Annotated in this window: 16 protein-coding genes; 6 read left to right on the forward strand and 10 right to left on the reverse strand. The window is 49.4% G+C overall.

Translation table 11 applies throughout. The features are described 5' to 3' along the window. Nucleotides 1–229: 229 nt before the first annotated feature. Both MT343_RS13990 and MT343_RS13995 read right to left on the reverse strand, forming a co-directional pair. Nucleotides 230–1771 (reverse strand): DHA2 family efflux MFS transporter permease subunit, encoded by a 1542-nt coding sequence (locus MT343_RS13990; protein WP_145465923.1) that lies wholly within the window; start codon nt 1769–1771, stop codon nt 230–232. Continuing rightward, nucleotides 1768–2772 carry an HlyD family secretion protein gene (locus tag MT343_RS13995; RefSeq protein WP_145465925.1) on the reverse strand — a complete coding sequence of 335 codons (1005 nt, stop codon included), beginning with the start codon at nt 2770–2772 and terminating at the stop codon, nt 1768–1770. Before MT343_RS13995 ends, MT343_RS13990 begins: the two co-directional genes overlap by 4 nt. A 351-nt stretch (nt 2773–3123) precedes the next feature. Here MT343_RS13995 and MT343_RS14000 point away from each other — a divergent pair, with 351 nt between their 5' ends. Together MT343_RS14000 and MT343_RS14005 are read left to right on the forward strand one after the other, a co-directional pair. Next, complete coding sequence (locus tag MT343_RS14000) at nt 3124–3687, forward strand: EndoU domain-containing protein (RefSeq protein ID WP_145465927.1); 564 nt, start codon at nt 3124–3126, stop codon at nt 3685–3687. Then, a complete protein-coding gene (locus MT343_RS14005; protein WP_145465928.1) occupies nt 3684–3995 on the forward strand; it encodes a hypothetical protein in 312 nt (103 codons plus the stop codon). The genes MT343_RS14000 and MT343_RS14005 overlap by 4 nt, the downstream gene beginning before the upstream one ends. An 11-nt stretch (nt 3996–4006) precedes the next feature. Here MT343_RS14005 and MT343_RS14010 read toward each other — a convergent pair whose 3' ends face one another. The 3 genes from MT343_RS14010 to MT343_RS14020 all read right to left on the reverse strand — a co-directional run bounded on the left by MT343_RS14010 (nt 4007) and on the right by MT343_RS14020 (nt 6733). Beyond that, nucleotides 4007–5017 (reverse strand): hypothetical protein, encoded by a 1011-nt coding sequence (locus MT343_RS14010; protein ID WP_145465929.1) that lies wholly within the window; start codon nt 5015–5017, stop codon nt 4007–4009. A 124-nt stretch (nt 5018–5141) separates the two neighbouring features. After that, nucleotides 5142–5618 carry a hypothetical protein gene (locus MT343_RS14015; RefSeq protein ID WP_145465930.1) on the reverse strand — a complete coding sequence of 159 codons (477 nt, stop codon included), beginning with the start codon at nt 5616–5618 and terminating at the stop codon, nt 5142–5144. Nucleotides 5619–5749: 131 nt separating this feature from the next. Beyond that, nucleotides 5750–6733 (reverse strand): hypothetical protein, encoded by a 984-nt coding sequence (locus MT343_RS14020; RefSeq protein ID WP_145465931.1) that lies wholly within the window; start codon nt 6731–6733, stop codon nt 5750–5752. Nucleotides 6734–7003: 270 nt separating this feature from the next. Between MT343_RS14020 and MT343_RS14025 the strand changes: the two genes are divergently transcribed. The 3 genes from MT343_RS14025 to MT343_RS14035 all read left to right on the forward strand — a co-directional run bounded on the left by MT343_RS14025 (nt 7004) and on the right by MT343_RS14035 (nt 9952). Beyond that, nucleotides 7004–7816, forward strand: coding sequence for a hypothetical protein (locus MT343_RS14025; RefSeq protein ID WP_145465932.1), 813 nt, complete (start codon nt 7004–7006; stop codon nt 7814–7816). 410 nt (nt 7817–8226) lie between these two features. After that, the gene (locus tag MT343_RS14030; protein WP_145465933.1) at nt 8227–9402 is read left to right on the forward strand and encodes a PilT/PilU family type 4a pilus ATPase; all 1176 of its coding nucleotides are present in this window, start codon (nt 8227–8229) and stop codon (nt 9400–9402) included. Between the two features lie 154 nt (nt 9403–9556). Further along, entirely contained in the window at nt 9557–9952 is a 396-nt protein-coding gene (locus MT343_RS14035; protein ID WP_145465934.1) for a glutaredoxin family protein, read from the forward strand. A gap of 220 nt (nt 9953–10172) precedes the next feature. Here MT343_RS14035 and MT343_RS14040 read toward each other — a convergent pair whose 3' ends face one another. Continuing rightward, nucleotides 10173–10718 (reverse strand): carboxymuconolactone decarboxylase family protein, encoded by a 546-nt coding sequence (locus tag MT343_RS14040; protein ID WP_145465935.1) that lies wholly within the window; start codon nt 10716–10718, stop codon nt 10173–10175. 125 nt (nt 10719–10843) lie between these two features. On the opposite strand from MT343_RS14040, the gene MT343_RS14045 reads away from it, so the two are divergent. After that, nucleotides 10844–11755, forward strand: a complete 912-nt coding sequence (locus MT343_RS14045; protein WP_145465936.1) for a LysR family transcriptional regulator — start codon at nt 10844–10846, stop codon at nt 11753–11755. A 222-nt stretch (nt 11756–11977) separates the two neighbouring features. Here MT343_RS14045 and MT343_RS14050 read toward each other — a convergent pair whose 3' ends face one another. From MT343_RS14050 to MT343_RS14065, 4 genes are all read right to left on the reverse strand, one after another. Beyond that, entirely contained in the window at nt 11978–12193 is a 216-nt protein-coding gene (locus tag MT343_RS14050) for a hypothetical protein (RefSeq protein WP_145465937.1), read from the reverse strand. A gap of 150 nt (nt 12194–12343) precedes the next feature. After that, nucleotides 12344–12766 (reverse strand): hypothetical protein, encoded by a 423-nt coding sequence (locus tag MT343_RS14055; RefSeq protein ID WP_145465938.1) that lies wholly within the window; start codon nt 12764–12766, stop codon nt 12344–12346. 126 nt (nt 12767–12892) lie between these two features. Then, nucleotides 12893–13345 (reverse strand): hypothetical protein, encoded by a 453-nt coding sequence (locus MT343_RS14060; protein WP_145465939.1) that lies wholly within the window; start codon nt 13343–13345, stop codon nt 12893–12895. Between the two features lie 388 nt (nt 13346–13733). Continuing rightward, nucleotides 13734–14510, reverse strand: a complete 777-nt coding sequence (locus tag MT343_RS14065; protein WP_145465940.1) for an SMI1/KNR4 family protein — start codon at nt 14508–14510, stop codon at nt 13734–13736. Nucleotides 14511–14567: the final 57 nt, after the last annotated feature.

A 14567-nucleotide genomic window follows, 5' to 3' on the forward strand; every position in this document is an offset into this window, starting at 1 on the left:
AATATTACTCACCAATCAGGACAGCTGCGCAATATCTCAGACGTTGTTAACAAATTTATAAATCTAATAATAAAGAATTATATAAACAAATTCGGGATGGATAATTGACGCAAAACGGGCCGCAGGAAACTTTCGGAAGCGGGCAGGTTTACCGGCCAGTTGCAGAATCGGCAACAAAAAAGCCGCAGCCGGAAAACTCCGCCTGCGGCTTTAATAACAACCGGCAATATTAATGAACAGCGGCTTCAGCCCCTGCTGCCTGCTTATCAGCCGAACGGATTGCCAGCGATGCCAGGGCAGCAACCATCAGGGTCAGCCCGAGCACAAAGAAAGCCTCGTTATAAGACATCATCATGGCCTGCTGAGTTACTTCCTTCATCAAGACACCATAGCTCTGATCGGCACTGCCCCCGCCACTCTCCAGAGCGCCTCCGAGCAGGCGCAGGTATTCCGCCAAATTCTGACTGCCACTGACCAGCGTCTGCTTAAGCTCAGCCAGATGGTAATCGGTGCGTTCCGACAGCAGGGTTGCCAGCAGAGCAATCCCCACAGCGCCGCCCAGATTACGCATCACATTAAACAGCGTAGAAGCCGAGGGAGCATCTTTGGGGTCGAGATTCTGCGACGACATAATCGACAGCGGCACCATAATAAATGGCTGCCCCAGAGCACGAACCAGCAGTGCCGGAATAAGATAAGAGCCGTTGTAATCGATGCTCATATGCATATTCATCCACATACTGCCGCCAACCACAAAGAAGCCAAAAGCCACCAGATATTTGGCGTCAATAAATTTCAGCAGACGGGGAATCAGCGGAAAGAAAGGCAACTGTGGAAAGCCGACCCACATTAATACCAGGCCAATATCCAGCGCTGTATAGTCATGTACCGATGCCAGATATAACGGCACCAGATACACCGAGCCGAATAAACCTGCACCAAGAACAAAGTACGCCACACAGGCGAGAGAAAAATCGAGACTGCGGAACAGGCGCAGGTCCACCAGCGGATGTTCCGTAGTCAGCTGTTTGCGCACAAACAGAAACAGGCTCATGGCCGAAACCAGCCCCAGCCAGCGGATATATTCGGCGTCGAACCAATCGTCGCGCGCGCCTTCTTCCAGCATGATCTCCAGACAGCCCAGGCCGAGAGCCATGGTCAGCATGCCGAAAAGATCGATTTTTTTAAGCTGTTCCGGATCACCTTCTTCTTTATCCAGACCCGCCGCCAGCAACATTAATACGGCGATACCGGGAATAACATTCAGATAGAAGATGTAATGCCAGCTGAAGGCTTCGGTCAGCCAGCCGCCCAGCGTCGGGCCAATGGTTGGCGCGAAGGTCGCTGTAACACCAAACAACGCCATTCCCAGAGGACGCTTATCCAGCGGCAGCAGGGTAATAATCAGGGTAAAGGCCATCGGAATCAGCGCGCCGCCACTGAAGCCCTGCACGGCGCGGAAGACAATCATCGACTCCAGATTCCAGGCAAAAGAACAGGCCAGTGAGGCGAGAATAAATATCGTACCGTTCCACAGCAGATAACGCCGCGGCGATAGCCAGGCAGCAAAGAAACCACAGAGCGGAATAGCGATCATCTCGGCGACCAGATACGAGGTCGCAATCCAGGACGATTCTTCCAGCGTCGCACCCAGCGCCGCCTGAATATCCTTCAGCGATGAGTTGGTAATCTGGATATCGAGAATGGCCATAAAAGCGCCCAACAGAGCGCCACTGATGGCCAGCCAGTGCTTGGGAAAGCGCTCGCTCATTCAGTAAAAACCGTCACTTCCAGCGACATGCCCGGACGCACCGCGCTCAGATCCTGATCGTCATCAAACAGAATTTTTACCGGTAAACGCTGAATCACCTTGGTGAAATTGCCGGTCGCATTTTGTGGTGGCAGCAACGCAAATTCAGAGCCGGTGGCAGCAAAGAAGCTGTCAATATGGCCTTTCAGTACTTTGCCGCCCAACGCATCCACATGAATATCGACGGCCTGACCCACCACCATAGCGGCAACCTGGGTTTCTTTAAAATTGGCGTACACCCAGATCGGTTCAGTCACCAGACTGAGCAGACGAATACCCGGCTCAACACTCTGCCCCACCTGCACCTGACGACTGGTTACAATCCCCGCACGCGGCGCACGGATGGTGGTGTAATCCAGCTCCAGCTGCGCCCGCTGTACCGCCGCCGCAGCCTTGGCCACCTCGGCAGCCAGCTGTGGCTTTTCACCACTCAGCGTCACCAGGTTGGCCTGCTGTGCAGCCAGCTGAGCCTTGGCCTGATTGAGGCGCGCCTGCGCCGCTGCCTTATTCAGTTCGGCCGCATCCAGATCATCCTGCGACACATATTGTTTACCCATTAACTGCAACAGGCGATCAGCCTGCTGCACCGTACGGCGCCATTCGGCATCGGCGGCAGCCACGCTGGCACGGGCGGCGACAATCTGCGATTGCTGAGCGTTCTCACGGTCGGCCAGATGCACCAGACGCGCTTCCGCCTCAGCCTGCACAGCCTCCGCCTCCGCCAGCTTCGCCTGATACAACGCCGGGTCCAGCTGCAGCAGCACATCGCCTTCGGCTACCAGGCGGTTGGCCGGTGCGGGAGTCGCCGTTACCGTCCCCTGAATACGGCTCATGACCGGTACGATATCGGCTTTTACATAGGCGTTATCGGTATCTTCACGGCCCTGATGCCACCACCACCAATAACCACCGGCCAGCAGCAGAATGACCAGTAACACGCTTAGTTTTTGTTGTTTAGACATGTCAGACCCAGAAAATACTACGAAAATCGTAGCAGTCTAACGGTAATGTGTTCAGTGTAAACAGAGGTTTTGTAGCCAAACTGTTTCAATATTCCGACCAATTCTGGCGAATTAGACACCTCAGCGGATGAAATAAGACAATTCCGCGCAATATTCCAGCAAATAAGCCCACACCAACAGGATACTCCCCCTCCTTTAACTGGCGGCGCAGTCAGTTAAGCAGGTTAATATCGGCCATTTTTCTTGTATCTCGCCAATATTCTGCTATAAAGCGCCCCTCTGGAGTCTGACGGACGCCCGACTCCCGCTCTGTGAGCAATGAAATAATCCCGAGTACCAAAGGAAGGATCCATGAAAACACTCTTATTTATATCAGCCCTGATACTCCCGGCCTTGTCCCTTGCTGACGGCATAAACTGCAGTAATCTCAGCGAGTGGAGTACTCCAATAGAAGGCATGCAGGTTAACCAGCATCATATTTTTTGTGGTGAACCAGCAAAAAGCGGTAATGCCAAAGGCTTTCATTCCATGCCGCAAAACCAGCCGCCCAGTGACTACCTCAGCTCACAAAAAGGGGACTCCCCGAATGCCTCCGGCATCTACACCCTTAAAAAAATTGCCCTGAGTTTTAATAAAAGTACTCACATTAAATCTTTCAGCTCCATGTTCCCGGATCACTGCACCCAGGCTCAGGTCAATGCTTCTATCGTATTTGCACAGCAAAACGCCAGCGGCAACTGCGCCAATCCGAGCTGGGCAAAATGCGGCCCGAACGCACCGGATAACGATAGCGAAAATAAATACTGCAAAGGATTTCCGGCTAAGCACTTTGAAATTGCCACAGCGGTTCTGCCGGACGACAGCAGCAAAATCAACACGGGCTTCCCGATCTACACGACAAATACTTATCCGTGAGTACAGAAAATTTTCGCTGGAGCAGCTATGACGCCAGCCCCGCGCATCAGGCATTACAGGGTTTTCTGGTTCTGGACGTACAGCATTCAGCCACACAGGCAGAAGAACTGATTACTGGTATCCGGCGCTATACCACAGGAAACATTAAAGAATTTTCCGGCTGCGGTAACGGCTATGAATTCGAATGCAACGCAGAAGGCTTTCTGCTTGATTGCTTATATCCGGGTGACAACCTGACCCCGGTTACCCTGCCCTTTCCGCTGGTGCTGACAGCACTGGAGGAATGGGCAGCGTATTGCCGCCAATAGCTATTAACCCGCTAAAACAGATACTCCAGGCCAGCCATTGTCACTTTTGCAGGATTATGGCTGCCACTTCCATGAACAAAAGACGCGTACACAGACATCCGGTAGGTAAGATAGGCGCCACCCTGTAAAGCAATCCCCTGATTAAGACCACGGGAATACTCAGTCTTAATGTAGGAATAACGATTGGGGTACCAGGTTGCATAGTAACGCCAGAGCTCTTCGTCAGAGGATCGCTTTACCGACACTTTGTTGACTAAAGCACCCGGGAAATCCGGATCACTACCCAGCATTAATGGTACGAAATAATTCAGATCTGATATTTCCTCATTAATATCAGAAAAAACCAGGCTCATACCCGCCGAAAAATACGTTCCATCCGACATGCGGTCAGTATACATCACTGCCAGTTCATCAGATGTTTTCCTGCTATCCACCTGTAAGTAATAATGATCACCTGCAATGGGAGACAATCCAGAAATATGTATGCTCTCGCCATATTTGTACTTCAGCATTGAATCCAGCTCAGTGCGACTGAAACGCACAAAGAACTCATCAATATATATTCCCAGAGACTTAGTATCTGCCGCCTGATCCGCCATCGCATCCTGACGACCAGAGAAGCTTACCAGCGCATTTACATCGGCATCCTGCGTCTCCAGTTTTGACCAGCTGAATACAAGGGGGCTTTGCGCTGAAGCCAGTGTCAGTCCTTTACCAAGATGATGACTGCTGGCATTAATGACTGATTCCTGAGTGGCGGCGGTACGGCTCAGATACACCGAACTGCTGCGGTTAAAATACTCCTGCAGCTCCATAGGGTAGTCATTACGGGTATTCACTGGCGAAAAAAATAATTTCCCTCTCAGTTTGCGGCTATCGGTCTCCATACTGTCTGAGTCGGAAGAACGTATATCAAAACCAATAAGGGCACGGTATTCTGACAAGCCATCTGCAGTGGCAAAATGGGCGAATATAACGCTGCCCAGCAGGGCAATACGCAAAGCAGAACGGAAATCCTTCAATGTAGTGCGCTCCTTAGTCCTTCAAGTCGGCGCGCATTCTATAAGCAATCCATTGCAAAGAATACTATCAATGATTGCAGCACTGACCAGCCAAAGCCTCAGTGCCGTGCTGCAGTCATATAAATTACAGGTCCTTAAGAATATCCTGACGCTTTAACTGGTATTCCGTATCCGAAATCAGGCCTTTGGATTTCAGTGATTCCAGCACCAGTAAACGCTTCTCTACGGTGCTCCAGCCCTCAGAGTCTTTTACTACAGTTTCCGCAACAATTTCCGCAACACTGACCGCTGCAGCACAACGGTAATAATCTGCCGACACTTTGGTGGTAACCACGGTTTTCATACCGGTCAGCGAAGGCTTATTACGGCGCGAGTCTTCTGACCCACGAATCAGCAGGGCATCAGCACCGGCATCGGCTGCCTGCTTTTTATGCCAGGCCAGACATTCTTCGGCCGGATTCATACTGGTGGTTGAACACACCTGCTGGGATACCAGCTCACAGGATGCTTCATCCCCCACTGCCAGAACTCTGATTTTATCTGCCGCATAACCACTTAAAGGCAGCAGCAGAGCCAGCATCATTACACCTGGTCTGATCATGTTTATTTCCACCGTTAGAGAATCACTGGCAAAACTCTACCACAAATTGACAGGCAGATTGTTGGCTTCGTTAAGGTGTTTTTAACCGCGAAAAAATCAGGGCACCTTGTTTCCTGAAAGCTTATCGTCCGCTACAAAAAGCGGACAGACTCAAGGCGGTCAAACGACTCTCCCATACTGTAGGTAAAGGGCCGCCCCAGCTTCTCTGCAGCCATTTTCCGGCATGTGTCTTTAAGAGCAAAAATCGACATATTATTCATTTTGCCAAGCTGATGTTTCACTTCTTTTATCGGCCCTACCTGAATTTCCAGCGTTTTAATTTCACCACGGTTTAACGGCGACTGATCACTATTGGTCAGTTCAGTGGAAATAAGGGCTTCTTTATCATCGAGTTTTGTCTGTAACAGCGGATAATCCACATGGATATCCGCCGGAATATCGTAGCTGGCAAAGCCACGGTTCATCGGCTTAACCAAAGCAAATCCGGTAACCTGATTATCCTGCGACACAATCTTAATATCGCGAAAAGGCAGCAATGGCGACAGCGTCATACTGACGGTACATAATGCCTCACCGCTGCTTTCTCTGTTGCCCTGCAGCGCAGCCATATAGGTATCACTCAGGCTATATGCGATACCAATGATCACATCATCCAGTGTCAGCTCAGTATTATATTCTGCCTCAAGCGTGGCGACAGCCTCACGGTAGCTCTCGTTTTCTGTGTCCGCTATCTCACTGTCCGGCGCTTGCGGATGCAGGATAAAGCGTGCATTAAGGCTGTTGCTTCTGCCCGCGACTACGCTATCCAGTGCGGTTTTAATGGCTGTTTTCTGCTCTGTTGTAATACCACCAAACATCGGTGTGCTGAGCAATATGGTCTGGCCACGGTAATCATCTTTATCGTGGTGTATTTTTACCAGATCCGGATCGGCGCCGGCTGCGGTGAGAATACTCTCAATCTCCTGGCGGTATACCGGTCTGATCCAGCTGCCGTTACTGTAATCGACCTTATCGGCCACCACCGGGCTGCCGAATTTAAGCTCAGCAAAATCGCTGTCACAGCCGGTTAAAAGGACAACCAGTGCAATTAATGCAATCTCAGAAAGCCTGAACATTTGCTATCCCGTATTGATAAGTTCGCCCGGAGTTTAAAGGTTGCAACTGATAAAGGTAAAGATAAGATCAGGTAAACGCTGCACTCACCATGCAGTTTGCGATGGCCGTCGCACTTACTATCGACACCTGCTGGCATAATCACGCAGGCCTGTTAATACCCATTAAGCCAACCTGACAGCAAACCGGATTTTCCGTAGTTTCCTGTATATCCAGATCCGGTTTAAACGGCGTTCGGACAATACGACTAACATTCAGCCAAGAACACAACAATGAACAGCAAAGCCCCTGAGCCACAGAATCATCCGCAAGACCAGAACGGCACCGATTTGCGCATGCTCCCACCGGTCAGTTATATCACCGGCTTTTGCAACCGGGTGCTGGGCAGGATTTTTATGGCCATGCTTAATGCTCCGTGGGCCAGCCTGATCACTCTGCTCAGCCTTTATCTCTGTGCGCTGATTATTGTCAATATTCCGGCACTGGATATTGCCCGCGAAAATATTTTCCTGGTCGTTATCTCACCGCTGGCGATACCGGTGTTTTTATCACTGGCGTATCTCGGCATCAGCCTTGTTCTGCTCGCTCTTTTTGCACGCAACCCCGGTACCCGTGTCAGCTGCGCCGTCATTCTGGAAGTTCTGCTTATTGCTCCCATGCTGTTGATGGCAGTCAGCGACACACGCTTATTTTTGATGCTGGGCGATACGGTGTTATTTGTGCTGCTTGTTGGCAATATGGTCGCCGTTCCCTGGCTGGCTTTTCGTTATAGCAAAGCCGTATTGCACCATGCTTACCTGTGTTTGCCGCTGCTGGTGCTGTTAACCCTGTTTATCTGGTTTGAAAGTACCGCCGGGCTTTCATATGAAAAAATAAGCCATGAACATATCTCGGTGATCGACTGCGAATGGGTAAGAGCCAAAAGCAAAAGCGGCGCCCCCAGCGGCCCACCAATAAAAATATGTGATGTACTGGTGGCATACCGCGGTAGTGATCACCGCTTTTATGGTATGCCCGCGCCGAATGGAAATATTAACTATATGGAAGTGCGGCAGGCGCTGTTCAAACATTTCAGGCTGCAATAATGAATCTGCACTGTCGTATCGCCAGAAGCCAACAAATAAACAAACTGCAAACACACCCGGCCATCTGAAAAAGCAGGTCTGAGCACCTGCGCGGCGGCATGCAGCCACACACCAGAGCGCGCTATAGAGGTAGAATCTACTGTCAGAGTTCTCTTGCAACAAAACCAGGCAAGACGAGCAAACAGCACAGCCGTACATCACCCTGCCGCCCCGCACTGGAATAATGGTCCTTTCTGTGAAGCCTTTGTCATTGTTACAACGTAATTCTGTGAGCAAGGCCGCAATAATAGCTGAATGGCAGTTCAGCCAAGCTGCTAGTATTTTCCCATCAGCGGATAATTCCGAAAGATCCGTACCCGGGTAAAAATCCGTAAACAAAAGATACAAAGCGTTGCAAATAAGGAGTGCTCATGAGCATCGAAAACTGGCTTCACCTTCTGGCAAAACACGATGGCTCTGACCTCTACCTGAGCAAAGGTGCTCCACCTTGCGCGAAATTTCAGGGACAGTTAAAACCCATCAGCCGTGACGTGCTGGGGCCAGGCGACATTGAAAAAATTGCCTATTCCATTATGTCGGAGGCACAACGGCAGGAATTTGAAGAAGAAATGGAACTGAATATGGCCATGTCCAATTCATCCGGCCGCTTCCGTATTAACATATTCAAACAGCAGCACGAAGTGTCACTGGTGGCACGCAATATCAATACCGAAATTCCCGATATTGCCCAGCTGAATCTGCCACCGGTTCTGAAAGACGTCATTACTGCCAAGCGTGGTTTAATTCTGTTTGTTGGCGGTACCGGTTCTGGTAAATCCACTTCGCTGGCGGCACTGATTGATCACCGAAATGCCACCACTTACGGCCATATTATTACCATCGAAGATCCGATTGAATTTGTGCACAAGCACAAAAAGAGCGTGATTAACCAGCGCGAAGTTGGCACCGACACCAAGAGCTATGCCGCAGCATTAAAAAATACCCTGCGTCAGGCACCGGATGTCATTCTGATTGGTGAAATCCGCGACGCCGAAACCATGGAACATGCCCTCGCCTTTGCCGAAACCGGTCATCTGGCCATTTCCACTCTGCATGCGAACAATGCCAACCAGGCCTTTGAGCGTATTGTGAATATGTTTCCGGAAGAGCGCCGCAATCAGATTTTATTGGGCCTTGGCCAGAATGTACGCGCGATTATTTCTCAGCGTCTTATTCCCACTGTTGATGGTAAACGCGCTGCCGCCGTGGAAGTACTGTTGGGTAATAAAACCGTAGAAGATCTGATTATTAAAGGCGATTTCCCATCCATCAAAGAGATTATGAACAAGTCCGAAAACCTCGGCATGCAAACCTTTGATGGCGCACTCTACCATCTGTATAAACAGGGCAAGATTACCCTTGAACAGGCACTGAAAAACGCCGACTCAGAAAACAACCTGCGCCTGCGTATTAAACTGGGAGACAACAAACCAGAATCCAAGCCAGCAGCAATAAAACAAACAGCCCCAAAAGCCGCAGCTCCTGCAGCATCCGGGCTGGAACTCAGCCTGATGGATGACGGTGAGAAGAAAGAAGCGTACGCCTGATAAGGCGATGTTTCTGGAAATAAGAACGGGCCTTAAGGCCCGTTTTTATTGTTCGTTATTCAGACTGAAGAATCAGCCAGGCTCCCGCAAACATTGCAGCCAAAAAAAGAAAAATACGATATTCTCGACTCCCGCACATTTACAGGAGTTTACTATGCAAAGGATTCTGATTCTTCTGATCGCCGCCGGCGCTGCTTACTACGTGCTCAACCCTTCATCTTCCGGAACAACGCCATCAGCGGCGTCCGGCAGGGTGTATATCGAGCCCGGTGCCTACCGTAATGTTCAGGTTGAGCTGTATGCCACCGACTGGTGCCCTTACTGCAAGCAAGCGCGGGCCTTTATGGATAAAGAAGGCATCTCGTATATTGAGTACAACGTCGAGCAGGATGTGGCAGCACTGCAACGGCAAAAGGCTTTACTGGGTGAAAAATACAACCCGAGCAAAGCCAACGTTCCCTTTTTTGTTGCCAACGGTCACACCAAAAAAGGTTACAGCGAAGCACGTTTTATTAAATTTCTGCAAATCGCTGCCGCTGCGCCAAAATAAGCGCGCGGCAAGCTATGGCAGAAAAGGCAAACATTAAACGCTAAAACTCTCTCGATTTAATCATCCAGGCTGGTTCCGTTGCCTGACTCTCATGGTTCGAAGCCAAGCGACGCAGCCGTTTGGCTCATTTACAGGATCACTGAGGTGGCACTGAGGTGGCACTGAGGTGGATGTCCTATTAGAGCCCCCGGAACAGGGCCAGCCCTGTTCCGGGAGTCCGTCAGAACACATCAGCGGCGCGTACTACCGGAAAATCGATATCGGTTCTGGCTACCTCATTCAGATAATTGGTAAAAGTATTTTCGGCAACCAGCGCCACGATTTCGATGATCTGTGCATCGCTGAAACCAGCCGCCCGGACAGCCTCCAAATGAGACGGATTCACGTGCCCGCGCTCCCCGGCCACCAGTGCCGCAAAAGACACAGCAGCCGCGGCCTTGCTGTCATCTGACGTGCCCAGACGATTACGGGAAATCTCTTCCTGACTCAGCTTCGCCAGATTCAGCCCCAGATAAGCGTGCGCCGACAGGCAGTAATCACAGCGGTTAACCTGAGCAACCGCCAGGGCAATACGTTCACGGGTTTTCACGTCCAGAGTGCCGGACAGTGCCGCGTTAAAACCGCTGTAAGCCTGCAGTGCTGCGGGGCTGACACCGATCAGACGGAACAGGTTAGGCACCGAACCCAGTTGCCGGTTAACAGCCTCCAGCAGAGGGCGGGAATCGGCAGCGGAATTTTCCAGAGTGGGAATATCAATAAGGGACATAGCATTTTCCTCAGTTAAGTTCATCGGGCCCGTTGGGATACGGACCAGAACCAGTCTAAGGTCTTCCAATACCGACAATAACCAGACAATATTGACTAACACCCTCTCAGAAACTGGAAGAGTATATGGATCGCCTGGAAGCCATGGCCCTGTTTATCAAAGTGGCCGAGTGCGGCAGCTTTTCGGCTGCCAGCCGTGCACTTAAGGTACCGCTGGCCACAGTCAGCCGTAAGGTATCCGATCTTGAGAATCACCTGGGTACGCGTCTGCTGGTACGTACCACCCGTAAGCTGACGCTGACCGACAGCGGGCAGACGTATCTGGATTCCGCCTGCCGGATTCTGGAACAGGTCGACAGTGCCGAGCGCCTGGCAGCCGGTGAAAATGCTGAACCACGCGGTGAACTGGTGATTGCCGCACCGGTGATGTTTGGCAGCCGCCATATCACCCCGCTGGTGTCTGCGTTTCTGCAGCAACATCCGGCCATCACCGTCCGTCTGCTGCTGTCTGACCGCAACATTGATCTGGTGGATGAACATGCCGATCTCGCTATCCGCATCGGCAAACTGCCGGACAGCTCCATGATTGCCACTCAGGTCGGGGTTATGCGCACGGTCATCTGCGCCAGTCCGGCATTACTGCAACAGACCGGTGTTCCGCAGACAGCAGAAGCACTGGAAAAGCTGCCGGCAATACTGGTCGAATCCCCGTTTCAGTCTCCTTCCTGGCCGGTATTTATCGCTGGCGATGGCAGTTACCGCGAAATCCAACCATCCCCGAGACTCAGGGTCAGCACAACCGAGGCGGCACTGGCCGCGGCCTGTCTGGGAACCGGTGTCGTACGTCTGCTGCATTATCAGGTGGCCGATGCCGTCGCCGCCGGCCAGCTGAACATCCTGCTGGCCGGCGCTGAACCTGAACCTGTGCCGGTCAGTATCCTTTACACCTCGCGCCGCCACTTACCGGTTAAAGTCCGCTATTTCCTAGATTATGCCGTCCCCCAGCTACGCCAGTTACTGCAATTTAAGCGCCGCTGAATGCGCAGCACTTCCCGTCGGCGCTCAGCAGAACAGGCATGCAGTAACGGAATTATGCCAAAGGTAAACGCAGCAGCGGCAGCGATGCAGAACATCTACAAAATGTTAAGCCGCTGATCAGGCAGGAGCATTATCAGAGACTCCGGGAGTGGGTGTCCTTTTAGACTGGGTATCCTGTGCATCTCTTTATAAAAATCAATTAATCACAATAATTCTGGATATTTAAAATTTCCGACTTTCTATTTCATAAAAAATAATGGCTGAAGGAATTACAAAAACCAGAAAATTACCAACATTTATCTTCCAGTTACGTTTACACCTGAGAAAACCAGTAGCAACCAGAAATGTCTCACGATAAGTAAGATCATTTACTCTCCGTATATACAGAGAAAGAGCAATAACTTCTACAAAAAACACCACAACTGCAAGATCCATCATACAACACCTCCTGCACAAGAATTTCCAACCTATTCAATATTGAACAAGCCACATTCTATCAGTCAGAATCATCTATTAATCATAGTATGAACACATGAGAAATTTTCGCGGGGCCAGCACTGATCTGAGAATTCCCAGGATTAAGCACCATCACCCCTTACCCTTCCGACTACCAACAATATCGCCATACAATCGTTTAGTGATTGAAAAGTTTCCTTTCACTACACTTTCAGCATCCTTACCACAACTCCTGTACTTTTCCATTTTTGAGACCTGCTCACCATTTCTTTGCATGGTATAGAGGTGTGCGAGAGGAGCAATTTGTTCTTTTTGTGCAACCTTATTCAGCTCTCCCACATAGAACTCATATTCTCTTGTTTCTTCGTAAGACAAGATGAAACACTGACTATTTATAAACCAGGTAACTGTCATTGATTGGTAGTGATGGAGAAGAATCTTAAGCAGCTGCTTCCTATCGAAATCAGGATTTTCAACAGGTTTTTCTTCATCAGATACTGCTGAGAATGAAATCAGCGCTGTAGATAACAGGATAATATTTATTAATTTTTTCATGACATTCCATTGCAATCATATATCTGTTTTTTAAAACCTAATGAGCGACCGCGTTTAAATTTCAACCACAGAGTAGTCATATTGTAACCAGCCTCTACAATACTCATCTTTATACACTGAAAACCGTCAATATTGCTGACAATCATCCTTAAACGAGATATGCACAAAAACCGTATACTTCTCAGCCCGGTCAGCTTCTGCACCGATATACTTCACATTCATCCCCTTGACCAGGGTAAGCAAAAGCTGATCTGTATTGTCATCACCAATCGATTTATAAGTCACCGGATTCGTTACTTGTCCATCTGCTGTCAATGTGAATTCAACAGCCCCTTCACCTTCTTTATCTAACGTGACATAGCGCCCCCCCTGAAAATCAGGTGGCACGGACAGCGTAATATCCGGACTGGAGAAACCAAGGCCCAAAGACAGCGTACGCTGACAGACCTCGACTTTAGACTCAATGGTAACTCCCCCAGCTCCGGTAGTCCCACTCAGGCTGTCATCGGCGATCGGCTCAAGGGCATGCAGTGAACCGCTGATAAGACAGAACACCGACAAGATTAATCTGGCAAGCATCAAAACGTTCCTTGTGGCTTATATGTTATTTTTTAATGGCGAACGAAGTACCAATTCTAACATATTGAGCAGATCTGGCGCTCACCATAAACAGCAGATTGAGCAATGCTTCAGCACCTTTGCTGGTAAAGAAGATAAGTCTCGGTCGGCATACAAGAATAGATTGCCAAAGATCATCCGGTTTTGGGTCGATGTAAAGCAGCCTCTGGCCAGAACTGCGTCCTTATTTCAACAGCTGATCAGGCAAACCTGAGAAATAGATATATCTGAAATCCAGCCTTCAAATCAGAGAATCTAAGGGTAGGCGTCCTACTTATTGGACATATAAACGCCCGGAATCAAGGCATAGCTAGCCTATGACACCGGCGGGGTCTCTATACATGTCATATTATGCCCGTAAATTTAACAGCGAAAAGTCGATATTAATTCGGGTCGAGCTACTCCAGCCTGGGTTAGCTGACTTCATCAGGTAAGTATTCTCCACCTTCCCGCCAAGAGCCTTGTATACAATTAAATCTCCACTGGGGTGCATTGCTACAGGAATTGCGTTTGAGCAATACTCTCGAAATTTATGTGCGTGATACATATCCAAGGCCATCTCTGCACTGAATAACATTATGATATCAGAGCTATTGATATTAGGTGCTGCAATCCCATTCTCCTGAAGCAGAATGTCTTTCAGCTCTTCTGGCATTGCAACACTAAAGAAAGACTCCCATTCAGTTATTTCTAATTGAGTTACTGGCTTTTTCCTTTCTTCAAGTTTTTTCCAGGCATTCTTTCTTTCCTCTTCCTTCTTATACATTTTCTTAGCCAGACATGAGAAAAGATATGACATGCCGCAATGACGGCAATAAATTGTAAACTGCCCTATCTGAACCGAATCGCTACCGCACGCACTGCATATAAAAGGATTGGCAATTTTGTAGTTTACATACACAGCAATACAGAGTGATAGCGGCGGGATAGCAACCCAAATAATGTGATTATAGTGATCGCTCAGTATTTGACCAATAAACAAACCTGCCAAAAAGAGAGAAACAAGTATAGCGATGGCTGCAATATGCTTAACCCACCATTTAAAGTAAGCCTTTCTCCGAAAGCCTTTGTCAGTTTTATAAAGGGACTGTGCTTCGTCAGCTGTCAACGTCTTATGAATTTCCATCTTCTGATTCGCGATCCAGACTCTAAAAACTGCTGTCATCTTATTGCCACAGACAAA

The sequence above is a fragment of the Venatorbacter sp. C2-1 genome (assembly GCF_022832715.1).
Lineage (GTDB): Bacteria > Pseudomonadota > Gammaproteobacteria > Pseudomonadales > Oceanobacteraceae > Venatoribacter > Venatoribacter alkanivorans.

Excerpts from the sequence above, each read along its gene's own strand:
- MT343_RS13990 (WP_145465923.1), bottom strand. The coding sequence starts at position 1,771 with ATGAGCGAGCGCTTTCCCAAGCACTGGCTGGCCATCAGTGGCGCTCTG.
- MT343_RS13995 (WP_145465925.1), bottom strand. The coding sequence starts at position 2,772 with ATGTCTAAACAACAAAAACTAAGCGTGTTACTGGTCATTCTGCTGCTG.
- MT343_RS14000 (WP_145465927.1), top strand. The coding sequence starts at position 3,124 with ATGAAAACACTCTTATTTATATCAGCCCTGATACTCCCGGCCTTGTCC.
- MT343_RS14015 (WP_145465930.1), bottom strand. The coding sequence starts at position 5,618 with ATGATCAGACCAGGTGTAATGATGCTGGCTCTGCTGCTGCCTTTAAGT.
- MT343_RS14020 (WP_145465931.1), bottom strand. The coding sequence starts at position 6,733 with ATGTTCAGGCTTTCTGAGATTGCATTAATTGCACTGGTTGTCCTTTTA.
- MT343_RS14025 (WP_145465932.1), top strand. The coding sequence starts at position 7,004 with ATGAACAGCAAAGCCCCTGAGCCACAGAATCATCCGCAAGACCAGAAC.
- MT343_RS14030 (WP_145465933.1), top strand. The coding sequence starts at position 8,227 with ATGAGCATCGAAAACTGGCTTCACCTTCTGGCAAAACACGATGGCTCT.
- MT343_RS14035 (WP_145465934.1), top strand. The coding sequence starts at position 9,557 with ATGCAAAGGATTCTGATTCTTCTGATCGCCGCCGGCGCTGCTTACTAC.
- MT343_RS14040 (WP_145465935.1), bottom strand. The coding sequence starts at position 10,718 with ATGTCCCTTATTGATATTCCCACTCTGGAAAATTCCGCTGCCGATTCC.
- MT343_RS14045 (WP_145465936.1), top strand. The coding sequence starts at position 10,844 with ATGGATCGCCTGGAAGCCATGGCCCTGTTTATCAAAGTGGCCGAGTGC.
- MT343_RS14050 (WP_145465937.1), bottom strand. The coding sequence starts at position 12,193 with ATGATGGATCTTGCAGTTGTGGTGTTTTTTGTAGAAGTTATTGCTCTT.
- MT343_RS14055 (WP_145465938.1), bottom strand. The coding sequence starts at position 12,766 with ATGAAAAAATTAATAAATATTATCCTGTTATCTACAGCGCTGATTTCA.
- MT343_RS14060 (WP_145465939.1), bottom strand. The coding sequence starts at position 13,345 with ATGCTTGCCAGATTAATCTTGTCGGTGTTCTGTCTTATCAGCGGTTCA.
- MT343_RS14065 (WP_145465940.1), bottom strand. The coding sequence starts at position 14,510 with ATGGAAATTCATAAGACGTTGACAGCTGACGAAGCACAGTCCCTTTAT.